Raw genomic sequence first — 13611 nt, forward strand, 5'->3', positions numbered from 1 at the left:
TTTGCTGATGAATCTAATCCTTTTGTCTGAAACCTACAACGGCTTTATATACCACTTAAGAACTCTAGCGTATCAATGCCATCGGTATAGCTGTATGTTTTCTTGTAGGGCGTTTTTGAGAATAGACTAAATATTAAAGACAGGCACAACCGAAGGCATCAATAGAATCGATCCAAAGGCTAATTACAATATCATTTTTCACATAGTGGAATCCTCTAAGTGGTGTGTATAAATCATCCAAGGCTTTCTCTGGGTCATTTGCATAGGTGAAGTAGAGATTGTCGAATCCATTTAGTTTAGCAAAAGTGACTTGTTGATCATAGCTTGATGGGCAGTCCACACAGATTTCAGGGTATTGAGCATTGATCAATGAGTCAATTGATGGGTAGTTTTCATATTCGAGATCTAGGTCAAATGGACTTGCAAACATGATCGATTGATTTGCTAGCTGACTTTTCTTAATATTGGTAAGATAGAATGAATATCCATTATCACATTCGCTTTCTGAAACCCCAAATGCCTCTATTTGAGCGGAAATGACCTTTGTTGTACTGAATACATTTGTCTTAGCGTTAGTTTGAAAAGCCTGATCGTAAATGGAGTCATAAAGATACAATTCACCATTAGGTACAATTATATTTTTAGAGTCTTCCGAATATGTTGCTTGTTCTAATAACCTAGCATCACCAGAACTAATGTATTCTGTTCCATAGATTCCAACAGTATCTTCTCGGTAATTAAATATTGGAGCAATAGGATTTTCAATGGTAAGTGAACTTTTGCTTTTCTTTTCTTTGAACACTAATAATGCATTTAAGAAAGATTGATTCACAGAAACACCTGGTTGATCAGAATATAGACTGTTTATGATAGAATCATTTCGTCCTCTGTTTTGCTCACTGATTTTTTTTCTCAAGGTATAATATTGAGGACATAAATCCCACATAAGGGGGCCTAGGTTTTTTCTTAGTTCTGAGTAGTTATAGAGGTTATTGACCGTTTGATGATATGCTATGAGTTTAGTTAACTCAACCTCTAAATTTTCTGACAGAGAATCGGCTTCGAATTTTGGGCCTGCAATTAGCGATTGATAGAGTTTTAAGTCACCTGATGTAGGGGCTAGCGCTGCACTAATTTTTTTGCGAACAATCTCAGTTTCACCTGTCGTTCTACCATCATGTTTATTGTAGAGTAAAGCGAGGTCAATCAAATCTTCAAAAGTAACACCAATTAATGCTTGAAGTTTTTTGTGACTACTCGGCTCGAGTTGTCTCATCATGTTTAGATATGGATGGCTTTCATGTATTTCTGACCTGATGTAGGCACTGCCTTCAATGGTATTGAAGAGAGATCGTAACTCGCGTGTTTCGTTAAAGAACTCCTCATTTCTTATCAGATCGTCTGATAGTACTGTGCTATCAATACTCCTTGATTGAGTAGGCTGATTTAGGCCGTAATCGTCTGATAACAGACTATCACTTGGTGTGTTATTGTTGCTTTGTGTGGGTACCGAATCGCTAACAGGTTCGGCCTTTTTGGTTTCTGTAGTTTTTTGGCAAGAGAAGAATATTATGGAAATACATAGTATAAAGGCATGTGCTATTTTCATTGTTTTAATTAAATCTAAAATGCTTGTAAAAGCAAAGTCTGATACTGCTGATATTCAATTTGTTCTTCGATTGTTTTGAATTTAATGTGTTAACAAAGTTTCAGTTTAAAGACCACTCAAGAACTCTAGCGTGTCAACGCCATCGGCATAGTCCCAAAGTTCAGGCTGTTGGGCTTTTCCTAATGGAATACTGCCTTCGTACCAGCCGTTAGCAGAAACAATACATTGAATTTTATCATGGTGTTTGGCAAGTGTAAGGTCTAGTTCCGCTTCACTATTATAGTATTCATAAAAGAGCACCGAAATAGGGGAGACAAGCTCTTGACTTTCTCTCATTAAAAAGAAACCAGAATCGAGGTGTGGTTCGCCATTTACCAAATAGATGGACTTATTGTAATCGTAATTGTTGCGGTATTTATGATGGTCGAGCACTGTTTCATACCCCATAAGAGCATCGATCAATTTTACAAAGTCATAACCCTTTGGCGCATAGATTTTAGAAACGTTTCTACAACCTAAGCCAAAATATTGAAAATAGTCTTTACCAAAATCAGTCAGTTCTTCATCTGTTTCATTTCCTTTAATTACGGCTATGGCTGTTCTGTTTTGCCTAATGATGTGAGGGTGCTGGGCAAAATAATGCTTAAAGTAGCGGGCGCTGTTATCTGAGCCAGTCGCAATAATTGCATCTGCTTCATTCATTCTTTCAGCGTGAACAATATGGCTACCGAGTATTTCGGAAATAATACGAATTTCAGAAATGACAAACTGCATTAATACTTTGTCTTGAGAAGATAGCTTAACCATAGCGGTGTGTCCAGAAATAAGTACGGACAGCAAATCATGAAAGCCAACCATTGGAATATTTCCTGCCATAACCAACCCTACTTTTTTAGAGGCTTTGGGCGTTAAAGCATAGTCTTTTGTCCAAGAGGAAAGAGATTTTTCTGTCAAACATTCTCCCCAAGTGTTTAGTGTTGATTTAACACTTTCAGAAGTAAACCAAGAATTTTCATTTCTTGCTCTGAAGCTTAAATTGTCAATTTCATCGTCAGTCAGTGATTTAATCCGTTCTCCTAATTGAGCAAAAGCCTGTATTCTTTCCTTAAGTGTCATATTCTATAAATCTTGGGCAAAAATACACCTTATGTTTACTTCAAAGTCAAAATAGTGATTAGTTTTGCGGCAAATAAAAACCTTTGGCGATGAAACTTCGTCAGATAGGTTTTGTTATAAGGAAGTGATTATTCATTACAAAGGAGATCAGAAATGGCAATTATTATAACTGACGAATGCATCAATTGTGGGGCTTGTGAACCAGAATGCCCGAATACAGCTATATATGAAGGCGGTCAAGAATGGAATTGGGCTGGTGGAACTGACCTTCGCGAAGTGGAAATGGAAGATGGGTCTGTCTTGGATGCCAGCGATATGCAAGAACCTGTTTCAGACGAGTTTTACTACATTGTTCCTGGAAAGTGTACCGAGTGTACAGGTTTTCATGAAGAGCCACAGTGTGCCGCAGTTTGCCCTGTTGATTGCTGTGTAGACGACCCTGATTACAGAGAAACAGAAGAAGAGCTTTTGGCAAAAAAGGAGTGGCTACACGTATAAGTTATTCCTTCAATATATACTTGAAAAGCCTTCAGTGATGAAGGCTTTTTTTATATCCATTTGGTAATTTTGAAACACAGTTTTTCATTCTCTATACTGCTTTAGAGAATAGTTCTTTATAGTAAACTGTTCTTCAAACCCTAGCTTTAAGTACAAGCCTTTTCCCATGTTTGATGCTTGTAAAGTAACATACTCACACCCTTGTTTGATTGATAGGTTAAGAAGCATGATCATAAGTTGGTGGGCAAGCCCCTTTCTTCTTGCTTCGGGAATAATTCCTATTGCATGAACTCCCATGACATTTCCTGTTTGATATGTGATGGCCGTACCAACCGCTTTGTTTTGATAGTAAACAGTAAAGTAGCCAATGGCTTCATTTGTTGTGAGAAGTATATCAGGTAGAATTCTGTAGCCAAATGACATTTCAAATAAACTGCACCAATTATTGGCTTGGTCAAGAGTGACAACGGGCTCTAAGTTTATATTACATAGGCCGTCAAATGAGTCTGCTATTTTTAATGACATCCCCACTTGCTCAAACAATTTTGTAAACCCGTTTTTCTCTAATAGTTGGTATGAATGGTTTTCGTAAATTCCCCAATACGGTACAATAAGGTTAGGGTGCTTCGATAATACCTGATCTTTGGCATTCAAAACCATTTCCAAGTCTAAGTCATTGTTAAACCATAATCTATTTGGCCAATTCGAAGCCTCAATTACTGAATAGCTAAATTGTGGGTTTGCAATAAATGAATGATTGAATTCACTCGCTGTTGCCCATAATGAAGTCAAGTTTTCAATGTTTAGTTTTGCTATTGTCTGTGTGTTTTTCATTTTCCGTTGATTAAAAGAATTCCTAATATCATGGCTATCAGACCCGAAATACGCTTAACTGTTATTGGTTCTGTGGGTAGGTTTAGCCAGCCAAAGTGGCCAGCTATTACCGCAAAAATTAACTGACCACATAAGCCCAAAGAAATCATGGTTGAAACTCCGAGTTTTGGGATGGTGTAATAATAAAGGCTTATGCCTAAAACGCTGAAGAAGCCTCCTGTAAACCATAAATAGGCGGGGATCATTTTTACCTGACTTAGCGTAGGGAGTTTTTCTATACTGAAAATCGCTATTGATAGAGCGAAAATAAAGCTGCTGAAAAAAGCTACAACAGAAGCCAATAATGGGTTTTTAAGAAGTACTCCTAGGTGAGAATTTAAGCCTCCTTGAATGGCCAAGAAAACGCCACCTAAAAATGCCAACGCTGATAATGTAAATTGATTCATAATGTAAAGCTCGGTCGGTAGAATGACTTCCGCATTTACATATGTTGATTCCGCTACTTTTTTAAATCTCTTCTTATTCGGCTGAGTTGAGTTGGAGTGATTCCTAGGTGAGAAGCAATATGATGTTGAGGTACTCGCTTTTCTATATTGGGGCGCTTATTCAATAGTTTTAAATATCTAGCGGTGGCGTTTTCCATTACCATAGAAATTTCATTTTGCTCTTTCTCTATAATCCAGTTTTTTTCAATGTAAGCGATATAGAAGTTTTTCAGATCTGAATTTTCCTCAATCAACCTTCTGTATTCACTGAAGTTAATGTTGATTACAACGGAATCTTCTAAGGCTTCGATCGAAAAGTAAGAAGGAGTGTTTTTTAGAAGAGAGACCTTAGAAGCAGGAAAATCGCCTTCTAGAAATATATTTTTGTTATAAATGTTACCTTGGTTATCGGTGAAAAAGGTTCGGAAAACTCCCTTACAGATATAATGGATGTATTTGGCTGTTTGGCCTTCTCTTAATAGAGTAGCTCCCTTTTCAACCGATTGAAAGTGAATAATGGACTGAATCTGTTGCCAAGACTCCTTCGTTATTTTGGAATACGAGTCAAATGCCGACTTTAGCTCTATAATGTGTTTTTCTTCATCTATTTCCATTTGTAACACTGCCTTTCACAACGCCTTTGTTTAAGCCATCTTTCTTCTTTTGATCAAATACGAGTTTAAAATTTGATCAAAACCTAAGTTAATATCGGCCTCAATTAGGTCTATTTTGAGTTTCGCGCATTTCAAATATAGCTCCTTATAGTAGCTGTCCATTTGTATTTTGAAGTCCTTTTTAATGGCCGCTGGATTCAGCTTTATTCTTTCTTTGGTTTCTGAATCTATAAACTCATAAGGGCGATCCTCAAAATCGAAGTCGAATTCAGTTTTATGGTCGGTAACATGAAATAGGAGCACCTCATGTTTTTTATGTTTCAAATGTTGGAGTGCTGCTAATATTTCCGTTTCGTTGTTTTCATTGTCGAACATATCGCTAAAAAGAACTATCAATGATCGTCTGTGTACTTTTTCTGCCAACTGATGTAGGATAGAAGCTACATTGGTTCGCTTTTCCGTCTTTTGTTTTTCTAGCAGATGATTGAACTGAATAAAAAGCTTATGAATATGAGAGGCCGATGACTTTACAGGAGTTTCTAATTCTAGCTTATCGCTGAAGGTATGAAGCCCCACCGCATCTCGTTGTTTGTGAAGAAGGTAGGTGAGGGCAGCACCAGCCAAAACACTAAATCGCATTTTGCCAAAGTTGTGCTCAGGGTAATACATTGAAGAAGATTGGTCTATTACAATTTGACAACGCAAATTGGTCTCCTCTTCATACCGTTTTGTATATAAGCGGTCGGTCTTCGCAAAAATCTTCCAATCTACATGGCGTGTACTTTCGCCAGTATTGTAAAGCCTATGCTCTGCAAACTCTACAGAAAAACCATGATAAGGTGATTTATGAAGCCCCGTAATAAAGCCCTCAACCATCTGTTTGGCAAGGAGTTCAATGTTTGAAAATTGTTTTACGTCATCCAGAGAAAACTTCATAAGCAAAATTGAATTTGGGTCTAAAATAAGCCTTTATGCAAGGCTTTGTGCCAAATAAGGTACTGTTTTCTATATATTAAGTTTACGGAATTATACATTCGGCTATTGCAATAGTAATTATTATTGGCTTATATTGGATGAGTTTTTATAGTTATATCTACTTGGTAATTTACCAAACTAAATGTTGAATAGTGGAAGAGAACAAGGATAGTGACAAGAATGAAATTTTTTCAAAGAGGGTAAGAGCTGGTAAGAGAACCTATTTTTTTGATGTAAAGGCAACACGTTCAAACGACTACTACCTTACCATTACGGAAAGTAAAAGGAAGTTTAAAGACGATGGCTTTACTTATGAAAAGCACAAGATTTTTCTTTATAAAGAAGACTTTAATAAATTCATGGAGGCGTTTGGTTCGGCAGTGAATCATGTGAAAACAGAACTAATGCCTGATTTTGATTTTGATCAGTTTGATGAGGAAGAAGACGAAATGTTTGCTGAATCGTCATCGGAAGGATCTGACTTGAAATGGGACTGAAAAAAATGTAAATGAAAAAACTTAAGAGTTCTTGATCCCTCAGGAACTCTTTTTTTTGATATGAAAAGAACAGCCATATATATAGCTCTGATTATAGCCGCTCTGCTTCTATTCATATATTATTTCACAAGCATTTTCACTTACCTCGTATTGTCGCTAGTGCTGGCTTCGATTTTACGGCCTTTGGTAGAGAAAATTAGTGGAGCTCGTTTTTTTAAGCTGAAAGTACCTAGGTGGTTAGCAATTCTCATGGCTTTTGGTGCCATGATAGTGGTGCTTACTATGTTCGTTATTTTATTTATTCCACTGATAGACGATCAAATTTCTTTGCTATCTACGCTAGATATTGATAAAGTGACTGAAAGCATCCTTGAACCAATAAGGTCGCTTGAAGAGTTTCTGCTTGAAAAAAGACTGTCAAATGAGCCTCCAGGCTTTTTGGTTGAAGGCCTGCGCAATACAATTACAGAAGCGATAAGTAAAATTCAGGTACAGAGCATACTCAATATTATCCTGTCCTTTTTGAGTAGTTTTTTTGTAGGCCTATTGGCATTGAGTTTTATCACCTTCCTTTTGCTTTATGAAAAAGGGCTTTTAAGAAATAGCATTATTGTTATGATTCCCAATAAGTACTTTGAGGTATCAATTGCGGCACTCGATAAAATAGAAAGGTTACTCTCAAATTACCTTTTGGGCCTATCTTTTCAGGTGTTGGTTATTTTTACAATGGCCTCTGTTGGTCTTACAATTATGGGGATTAAGTACTCTTTAACCATAGCTCTTTTTGCTGCCTTGGCAAACCTTATCCCGTACGCTGGGCCATTGTTAGGATCAGCATTCGGAATTATCGTTGGACTTTCTACATCAGGTGATTTGGTTACATCCAACGATTACATCTTTTTAATAGTAAAGGTTGTTTCCGTATTCTCTGTGATTCAGCTTACCGATAATATCTTGCTTCAACCATTGATTTTCTCCAAATCTGTTAAAGTACATCCGTTAGAAATATTTGTTATTATCTTTGCGGGCGCTTCCATAGCGGGCATCCCCGGAATGATCGCTGCGATTCCTGCATATACCATTATCAGGGTGTCGATAGTAGAGCTTAGAAGGGGATATAAACAGTACAGTATTTTCAGATCATAGCATATTACCATGGGACTTCAGTGTGGGATAGTAGGATTGCCGAATGTGGGCAAGTCCACCCTTTTTAATGCATTATCCAGTGCCAAAGCAGAGGCAGCAAATTTTCCTTTTTGTACTATAGAACCCAATGTAGGGGTGGTTACCGTACCAGACCCTAGATTGAAGGTGTTGGAAAACTTGGTGAATCCACAGCGTGTTTTACCAACTGTAATTGAGTTTGTTGACATTGCAGGATTGGTGAAAGGCGCTTCAAAAGGCGAAGGTTTAGGTAATAAATTCTTGGCCAATATTAGAGAAGTTGATGCTATTCTACATGTAGTGCGTTGTTTCGAAGACGATAATGTAGTGCATGTAGCAGGTTCTGTTGACCCTATGTTCGACAAAGAGGTAATCGATACAGAACTGCAATTGAAGGACCTTGAATCAATTGAGAAGAAAATTCTTAGATATTCTAAAGTGGCTAAATCAGGAGATGCTACTGCTAAAAGAGAGCTTGCCATTTTAGATAAGTTTAAGGCAGCGCTAGAATCTGGTAAAAACGCCAGAGCTGTAGAGGCTAGTAAAGAAGATTTGGCTGCGGTTCGCGATTTGAGCTTACTTACAATTAAGCCAGTAATCTATGTGGCAAATGTAGAAGAAGAGTCTGTTAACTCTGGAAACAAGTTTGTCGATGCTCTTAGAGAAGGTGTTAAAGAAGAAAATGCAGAAGTAATAATTGTGTCTGCTGCTATTGAAGCTCAAATAGCTGAATTGGAAGAAGAAGATGAAAAACTGATGTTTCTTGAAGAATATGGCCTTTCTGAATCTGGTTTGAGCCAACTGATTAGAGCATCATACTCCATACTGGATTTAATCACCTATTTTACTGCTGGTGAAAAAGAGGTACGCGCTTGGACAATCAAAAAAGGATGGACGGCTCCACAAGCCGCAGGCGTAATTCATACCGATTTCGAAAAGGGATTTATTAAAGCTGAGGTAATTAAAATTGCTGACTTCGAAAATTATAAAACAGAAGTTGCTGTGAAGGAAGCTGGCAAAATGGCCATTGAGGGTAAAGAGTACATTGTTAAAGATGGCGATGTAATGCACTTTAGATTTAATGTCTAATCCATACAGTATTAAATAATTCAATAAATTTCATGCTTGTCATTGAACAAACTGTGACAACATTCAGTTAACGCTATACCCAATTAATTTATAATCGTATAAGTTGATAGGCGTTTTTTAATTAAAGTTGAGTTGTTGTGAGAGTAAGAATCATTTTTAAACTTAAGAATAGAGGGGCTGTTCTTCCGTTTCATCATCAATACATATTAGCACAGTTTATCAAGGGCGTAATTGTTAATGGTGGGGAGAAGGAATTTATTGATTATCCTTATTATAGCTTTTCAGGACTGAAAGGTCAGACAAAGGTAAGTAGAACCGGTTTGCATTATTATTCAAACTTGGTAACGCTAGTATTGTCATCTCCTAAAAAGGAGTTTATCGATTATGTGCTAACCGAAATTTTCAAGTTTGATCAGTTTGAACTAGGCAGTTTACAGCTTATTCCTCAAAACACTGAGCTTGAAAAGGTACCTGATTTTAACTCGGAAATGAAATATATCTGTATTTCGCCAATCGTTCCAGTTTCTTCTACTTTTAACGGGCCTGAAGGTAAGCGCTTTATAGAACCCGAAAATGACGAGTTTTCTGATTTTCTGTTTGATTCGACCCTTCAGAGAATGGAAGAATCTGGTCAATATGACATAGATAAAATTGAAGGCTTTAGTAAGTTTCAGGCAGTTCCTGATCAAGAGTACTTGAATAAATTGAGAGAAAGAGATAAGAAGTTTGCTAGAATTTACTCTCTGTTCGATATGGACGTGAAGTACGAAGTAAGGGGCTATACTTTACCATTTAAGCTTTATGCTGCCAAGGAGGTACAAGAGTTTATCTTTAATTGTGGAATAGGGAATTACACCTATAAAGGTTTTGGAATGGTAGATTTAGCCAATGCAAATCCAATTGAAAGGTCTGTGGAATACTCTTTTTCAAAGAAGGTTTCTACTAATCAAGACTAACGCCTGCGGTTGTAGTCTATTCTGGAATAACCAACTAAAATATCTCCGCGTCCCCCAATGGGCTTGAAATAAACATAAATTTCATACAGATTTTCAGTTTCGAAAAAGCTCTGCTCAAACTCATTTGGCGCCATGGGGTCTGCACTCCAATAAGAGTAATCATACCAGCCTTGCTTTAATAAGTAGTCAGTTTCATACGCCTCTCTTTGAGCGTTCCATTTTAGTTTAGATTGAGCATCCCTCTTCCAATTGTTAAAGGCACCAAGCAGATAAATGTCGGTAAGCCGTTTTTCTGTTTTTAAACTGAAAGTAGTAGTTACGTATTCAGAGGTAATTGCAAAGGCACCACCACCTTCTAAATCACGAATATAATATTGACCATTGAGGTCTAGGTTTTGGAAGTAGCCGTCATTCCTCATTACATCCATTCCGAGCTGCGCAAAAGGTTTGTTGTCCTTAAAGCCAGCATCGGTTATATTCCTACCTTTAAAATTCACCGTGCTTAAGTCAAAGAATCTGAATTCATTCCCGCCTGAAAAATCATTTTCGCTACCAAGGTTTTGATATCGAATTACTTTACTGTTCTCATCAATAAATGTAGGCTTAAGCAGTAGTAGCATATCTGGCCTTTGATTTTGCCTTACTACCACTTTAAAATCTTGCCTTGGGTCTATGCTATTAAGATTTCCATAACTCATTGTGACTTCAACGCGCTGATGGGTTAACCTATCTCCGACAGCGCTGGAGCGTGATATATTGCCACCAACACCCACTTCGTTTTGATAAACCCTAAAACGCTTGCTAAGAACAAGGTCTTCTTTATTTCTATCGCGGTACACTACCAACATGTAGTTGCCAGTAGATTGAAATGTTGGCAACCGATATTTGTAATGCACATAGTTTGTTTTTGATTCGCTACTGAATTCAAAGTCTTCAATTTCGAACTCATTAAAGCTGTTCAAATACATATTTGGCCTTAAATCAGAAGGAGTCCAGTCTGCATTGCAATGAATAAATTGCACAAAGTAATAGTCGGCATCGTTTCTTAAATCATCAAACTCCAATATTAGTTTTGTGGTCTGCCCTAGTTCAGCAATGGCAGGAGAAAGACTATTTTGGATCGAACCTCCTTCTGGATACATCTGCACAGTTTTGATCTCGTTCTCATAAACTGTGTCTTCAAATTTCAACTCCTTCTTTTTTTGAAAAGCCATTAAGGGTTGAATGAAAAAAACTAACAACGATAAGGTGAAGATTGACTTTGATTTCAAAACGGTGCTTTTAGTGCAAAATAACATATCATTTGCTTTCAACATAAATATGAAAAGAAATGGGAGATTAGGTAAGGTTTGGTGCGAAGATTGTGCCGAACTCAATTTTTAAACTTTAGATAGATAACGTTTACAACCATAACTTTGTGTGCGGTGTCTAATAAAACGGAAGAAAGAAACCGGCACTTCTCCATTAATGAACCTAGACGAAAATCTAATTGACCAATGTATAAAAGGCAACCAAAAGGCTCAGCGGGAGTTGTACGACCGCTATGCCCTAAAGTTAATGCCTATGGCAATGCGGTATGCCAAATCTCAGGAAGATGCGGAAGATATATTACAAGATGCATTCATTAAGATTTTCAACAGTTTAGATTCTTTTAGAAGAGAGGCTCAATTTCTGACTTGGCTAAAACGAATTGTGATTAATACGGCCATAAATCACAACAGAAAGAAAATGTATCAGCAACCAATGTTGGACATAGAAAAAGTGGCGCTAATGCATGTTGAATCTGATTTAACGCTTTCTAACATGCACTTCACCGAGATTTTAGCCATGATGCAGAAACTACCTGTAGGCTCTAGGACTATTTTCAACCTCTTCGCAATTGAAGGATATGGCCATAAGGAAATTGCAGAAATGTTAGAAATAAGTGAAGGCACATCTAAATCACAATACTCAAGAGCACGAGTGCTCCTGAGGTCTATGATTGATGAAGCAAATAAAGTTGTTCAAACTAATTATTTATCAGATGAGCGATTTTGAAAATGGGTTAAAGGAGATGTTTGAAGGGGCTGAATTTAAGCCTTCTGATCGTGTTTGGGCTGGTGTTGAGGCAGGCATCAAAATCAAAAAGAAGAAGGGTGTATTCTTCTACTGGCAGACCTATGGAATTGCGGCTGGAATTGCCTTGGTTTTAAGCTTTGGATTTCTCTTCTCCGATCGCTTTAATGGAGAAGGGCAGAAGGTAACTACAAAGAGTAAGGCGGAAGTTGAAAATAAGGAATCTGGAGTTAAAAATTCTGATGAGAATTCAAAAGGTACCGACAGTACTTTAAAGCTAGAAGAGGGGGGGGGAAGCAAATTGGACAACGAGGTGAATTCTAAGCTTCAAGCTTCAAACTCAACCCAAAAACCTATTGCTAAAATATACTCATTACCACCTGCAAAGCTTAAAAATGAAGTAGCTTCAGTAGGTGATGCATCTAATCTGGTTATTAGAGATAATGAGGTCTTTGAATCTCCCCAATTAAGAACTCCCCAGCGAAGTATTAATATTTTAAAAGGTTTATGGGACATGAAGCATATGGTGGCTTCAATGGATTTAAAAGATTATAAAATAGAGGAGGTTACTATAAACGAATCTCGTGCTTTAGCCTTAAATGGTGGCTTAAGTGGGGGTAGTTTCAACCCTAACCCTTCAGGTAACTCTCATGATATGTTTTCTAGGCTTGATAGCCCTTCTGGTAATAGTGGTATTGCTTTATCATCGGTAAGCAACGGTAGCGATAAACAGTTAGGCTCTTTAAGCTTTGGTGCTGGATTAGGCTTTGAGCTAAGCGACCGATGGGGGATAAATGCTGGCCTTAGGTATTCGGAATATAGATTTGCAAATCAGTCCAACGCTTATTCTGTTGAAAACGGGGTTTCTTATCCAATTTACCTTCCGGCCGGGTATTCTGGCGAGGTGTACTTCATTCCTAATTATGATATTACCAATACAATCAAGAGTGTATCAATTCCAGTTCAAGCTACTTTTAAGGTGTTGGATTTGGGCAAGTTTGATGTGCAAATGAAGGCTGGCTTTAGTGCAGATTATTTTCTCAGCTATAATATAAAAGGAGACTTAAGCTCACTTGAGGTAAGAAAAGTAGCCTTTTCGAAAGATGGTTTGTATGATCGCTTGAATTTTGCTGGGTTAAGTGCTTTGGCATTAAACTATAAATTGAGCCAAGAATGGGGAGTGTCGGTAGAAGGTTATTATAGAAAGTTTCTAAAACCATCCAATCAAGACAACTCTTTTCAGTCGAGCCCATCTGTTTTGGGTGTAGGCTTTAGTTTAAACTATTTTATAAATCGTGATTAAAATGAGAAAGCTTTCTTTAGTATTCTTTATCGCTTTAGGGTTAAGTGCCTTAGTGGGTTGTTCTGCAATTGACGAATTTGGTTTAGAAAAGGAAACGACTCTAGAAGAGGCTACAGCGATGTTAGATAAAATTCAAACTGACATTGATGGCATTATATCTGATAAGTCATGTAGCACAACTGGTGAATGCAAAGTGCTAGCCTACGGAAAGAAAGCTTGCGGAGGCCCATCTACCTACGTGATTTATGGCAGTAAAATTGATGAAGTTCTTTTAGCGAAGAAGTGTAACGAATACACCCTATTGCAAACTGAAATTAATAATAGGTTTGGGCTTTTTAGTGATTGTAGCTTACTTATTGTTCCGGAAGTGACTTGTGTGGATGGCAAATGCGTTAAGGTAGAAAATAATTAAACGG

16 protein-coding genes are annotated in these 13611 nt (G+C 37.4%); 9 read left to right on the top strand and 7 right to left on the bottom strand.

The window, feature by feature from the left end; genetic code table 11:
* Nucleotides 1-133: 133 nt before the first annotated feature.
* Together AAC026_RS07485 and AAC026_RS07490 are read right to left on the bottom strand one after the other, a co-directional pair.
* Nucleotides 134-1609 (bottom strand): hypothetical protein, encoded by a 1476-nt coding sequence (locus AAC026_RS07485; protein WP_339696559.1) that lies wholly within the window; start codon nucleotides 1607-1609, stop codon nucleotides 134-136.
* Nucleotides 1610-1714: 105 nt separating this feature from the next.
* A complete protein-coding gene (locus AAC026_RS07490; protein ID WP_339696562.1) occupies nucleotides 1715-2725 on the bottom strand; it encodes an acyl-CoA reductase in 1011 nt (336 codons plus the stop codon).
* 153 nt (nucleotides 2726-2878) lie between these two features.
* Here AAC026_RS07490 and AAC026_RS07495 point away from each other — a divergent pair, with 153 nt between their 5' ends.
* Nucleotides 2879-3223: a 4Fe-4S dicluster domain-containing protein gene (locus AAC026_RS07495; RefSeq protein WP_339608129.1), complete on the top strand. Its 345-nt coding sequence runs from the start codon at nucleotides 2879-2881 to the stop codon at nucleotides 3221-3223.
* An 84-nt stretch (nucleotides 3224-3307) separates the two neighbouring features.
* On the opposite strand, the gene AAC026_RS07500 is transcribed toward AAC026_RS07495, so the two are convergent.
* Genes AAC026_RS07500 through AAC026_RS07515 form a run of 4 tightly spaced genes read right to left on the bottom strand, consistent with a single transcriptional unit; the run spans nucleotide 3308 to nucleotide 6092 of the window.
* Nucleotides 3308-4057 carry a GNAT family N-acetyltransferase gene (locus tag AAC026_RS07500; protein WP_339696565.1) on the bottom strand — a complete coding sequence of 250 codons (750 nt, stop codon included), beginning with the start codon at nucleotides 4055-4057 and terminating at the stop codon, nucleotides 3308-3310.
* Nucleotides 4054-4503 (bottom strand): DMT family transporter, encoded by a 450-nt coding sequence (locus AAC026_RS07505; protein ID WP_339696567.1) that lies wholly within the window; start codon nucleotides 4501-4503, stop codon nucleotides 4054-4056. The genes AAC026_RS07500 and AAC026_RS07505 overlap by 4 nt, the downstream gene beginning before the upstream one ends.
* Before the next feature lie 53 nt (nucleotides 4504-4556).
* Nucleotides 4557-5156 (bottom strand): Crp/Fnr family transcriptional regulator, encoded by a 600-nt coding sequence (locus AAC026_RS07510; RefSeq protein WP_339696569.1) that lies wholly within the window; start codon nucleotides 5154-5156, stop codon nucleotides 4557-4559.
* A gap of 30 nt (nucleotides 5157-5186) precedes the next feature.
* Nucleotides 5187-6092, bottom strand: a complete 906-nt coding sequence (locus AAC026_RS07515) for a DUF58 domain-containing protein (RefSeq protein ID WP_339696571.1) — start codon at nucleotides 6090-6092, stop codon at nucleotides 5187-5189.
* Nucleotides 6093-6283: 191 nt separating this feature from the next.
* Between AAC026_RS07515 and AAC026_RS07520 the strand changes: the two genes are divergently transcribed.
* From AAC026_RS07520 to cas6, 4 genes are all read left to right on the top strand, one after another.
* The gene (locus AAC026_RS07520; protein ID WP_339696573.1) at nucleotides 6284-6628 is read left to right on the top strand and encodes a DUF3276 family protein; all 345 of its coding nucleotides are present in this window, start codon (nucleotides 6284-6286) and stop codon (nucleotides 6626-6628) included.
* 60 nt (nucleotides 6629-6688) lie between these two features.
* A complete protein-coding gene (locus AAC026_RS07525) occupies nucleotides 6689-7774 on the top strand; it encodes an AI-2E family transporter (protein ID WP_339608123.1) in 1086 nt (361 codons plus the stop codon).
* Between the two features lie 9 nt (nucleotides 7775-7783).
* Nucleotides 7784-8881, top strand: a complete 1098-nt coding sequence (gene ychF / locus AAC026_RS07530) for a redox-regulated ATPase YchF (RefSeq protein WP_339696576.1) — start codon at nucleotides 7784-7786, stop codon at nucleotides 8879-8881.
* 137 nt (nucleotides 8882-9018) lie between these two features.
* Entirely contained in the window at nucleotides 9019-9837 is an 819-nt protein-coding gene (gene cas6 / locus AAC026_RS07535; RefSeq protein ID WP_339696579.1) for a CRISPR-associated endoribonuclease Cas6, read from the top strand.
* On the opposite strand, the gene AAC026_RS07540 is transcribed toward cas6, so the two are convergent.
* A complete protein-coding gene (locus tag AAC026_RS07540; RefSeq protein WP_339696582.1) occupies nucleotides 9834-11051 on the bottom strand; it encodes a DUF5103 domain-containing protein in 1218 nt (405 codons plus the stop codon). The genes cas6 and AAC026_RS07540 overlap by 4 nt on opposite strands.
* 10 nt (nucleotides 11052-11061) lie before the next feature.
* Between AAC026_RS07540 and AAC026_RS07545 the strand changes: the two genes are divergently transcribed.
* The 4 genes from AAC026_RS07545 to AAC026_RS07560 are packed head-to-tail and all read left to right on the top strand — an operon-like array spanning nucleotide 11062 to nucleotide 13607.
* The gene (locus AAC026_RS07545; protein WP_339696585.1) at nucleotides 11062-11220 is read left to right on the top strand and encodes a hypothetical protein; all 159 of its coding nucleotides are present in this window, start codon (nucleotides 11062-11064) and stop codon (nucleotides 11218-11220) included.
* Between the two features lie 36 nt (nucleotides 11221-11256).
* Complete coding sequence (locus tag AAC026_RS07550; protein WP_339696588.1) at nucleotides 11257-11874, top strand: sigma-70 family RNA polymerase sigma factor; 618 nt, start codon at nucleotides 11257-11259, stop codon at nucleotides 11872-11874.
* On the top strand, nucleotides 11861-13195 hold the full coding sequence (locus tag AAC026_RS07555; RefSeq protein ID WP_339696590.1) for a hypothetical protein: 1335 nt from the start codon (nucleotides 11861-11863) through the stop codon (nucleotides 13193-13195). Before AAC026_RS07550 ends, AAC026_RS07555 begins: the two co-directional genes overlap by 14 nt.
* A 1-nt stretch (nucleotide 13196) precedes the next feature.
* Nucleotides 13197-13607 carry a hypothetical protein gene (locus AAC026_RS07560; protein WP_339696593.1) on the top strand — a complete coding sequence of 137 codons (411 nt, stop codon included), beginning with the start codon at nucleotides 13197-13199 and terminating at the stop codon, nucleotides 13605-13607.
* Nucleotides 13608-13611 lie beyond the last annotated feature (4 nt).

The sequence above is a fragment of the uncultured Roseivirga sp. genome (genome assembly GCF_963973945.1).
Lineage (GTDB): Bacteria > Bacteroidota > Bacteroidia > Cytophagales > Cyclobacteriaceae > Roseivirga.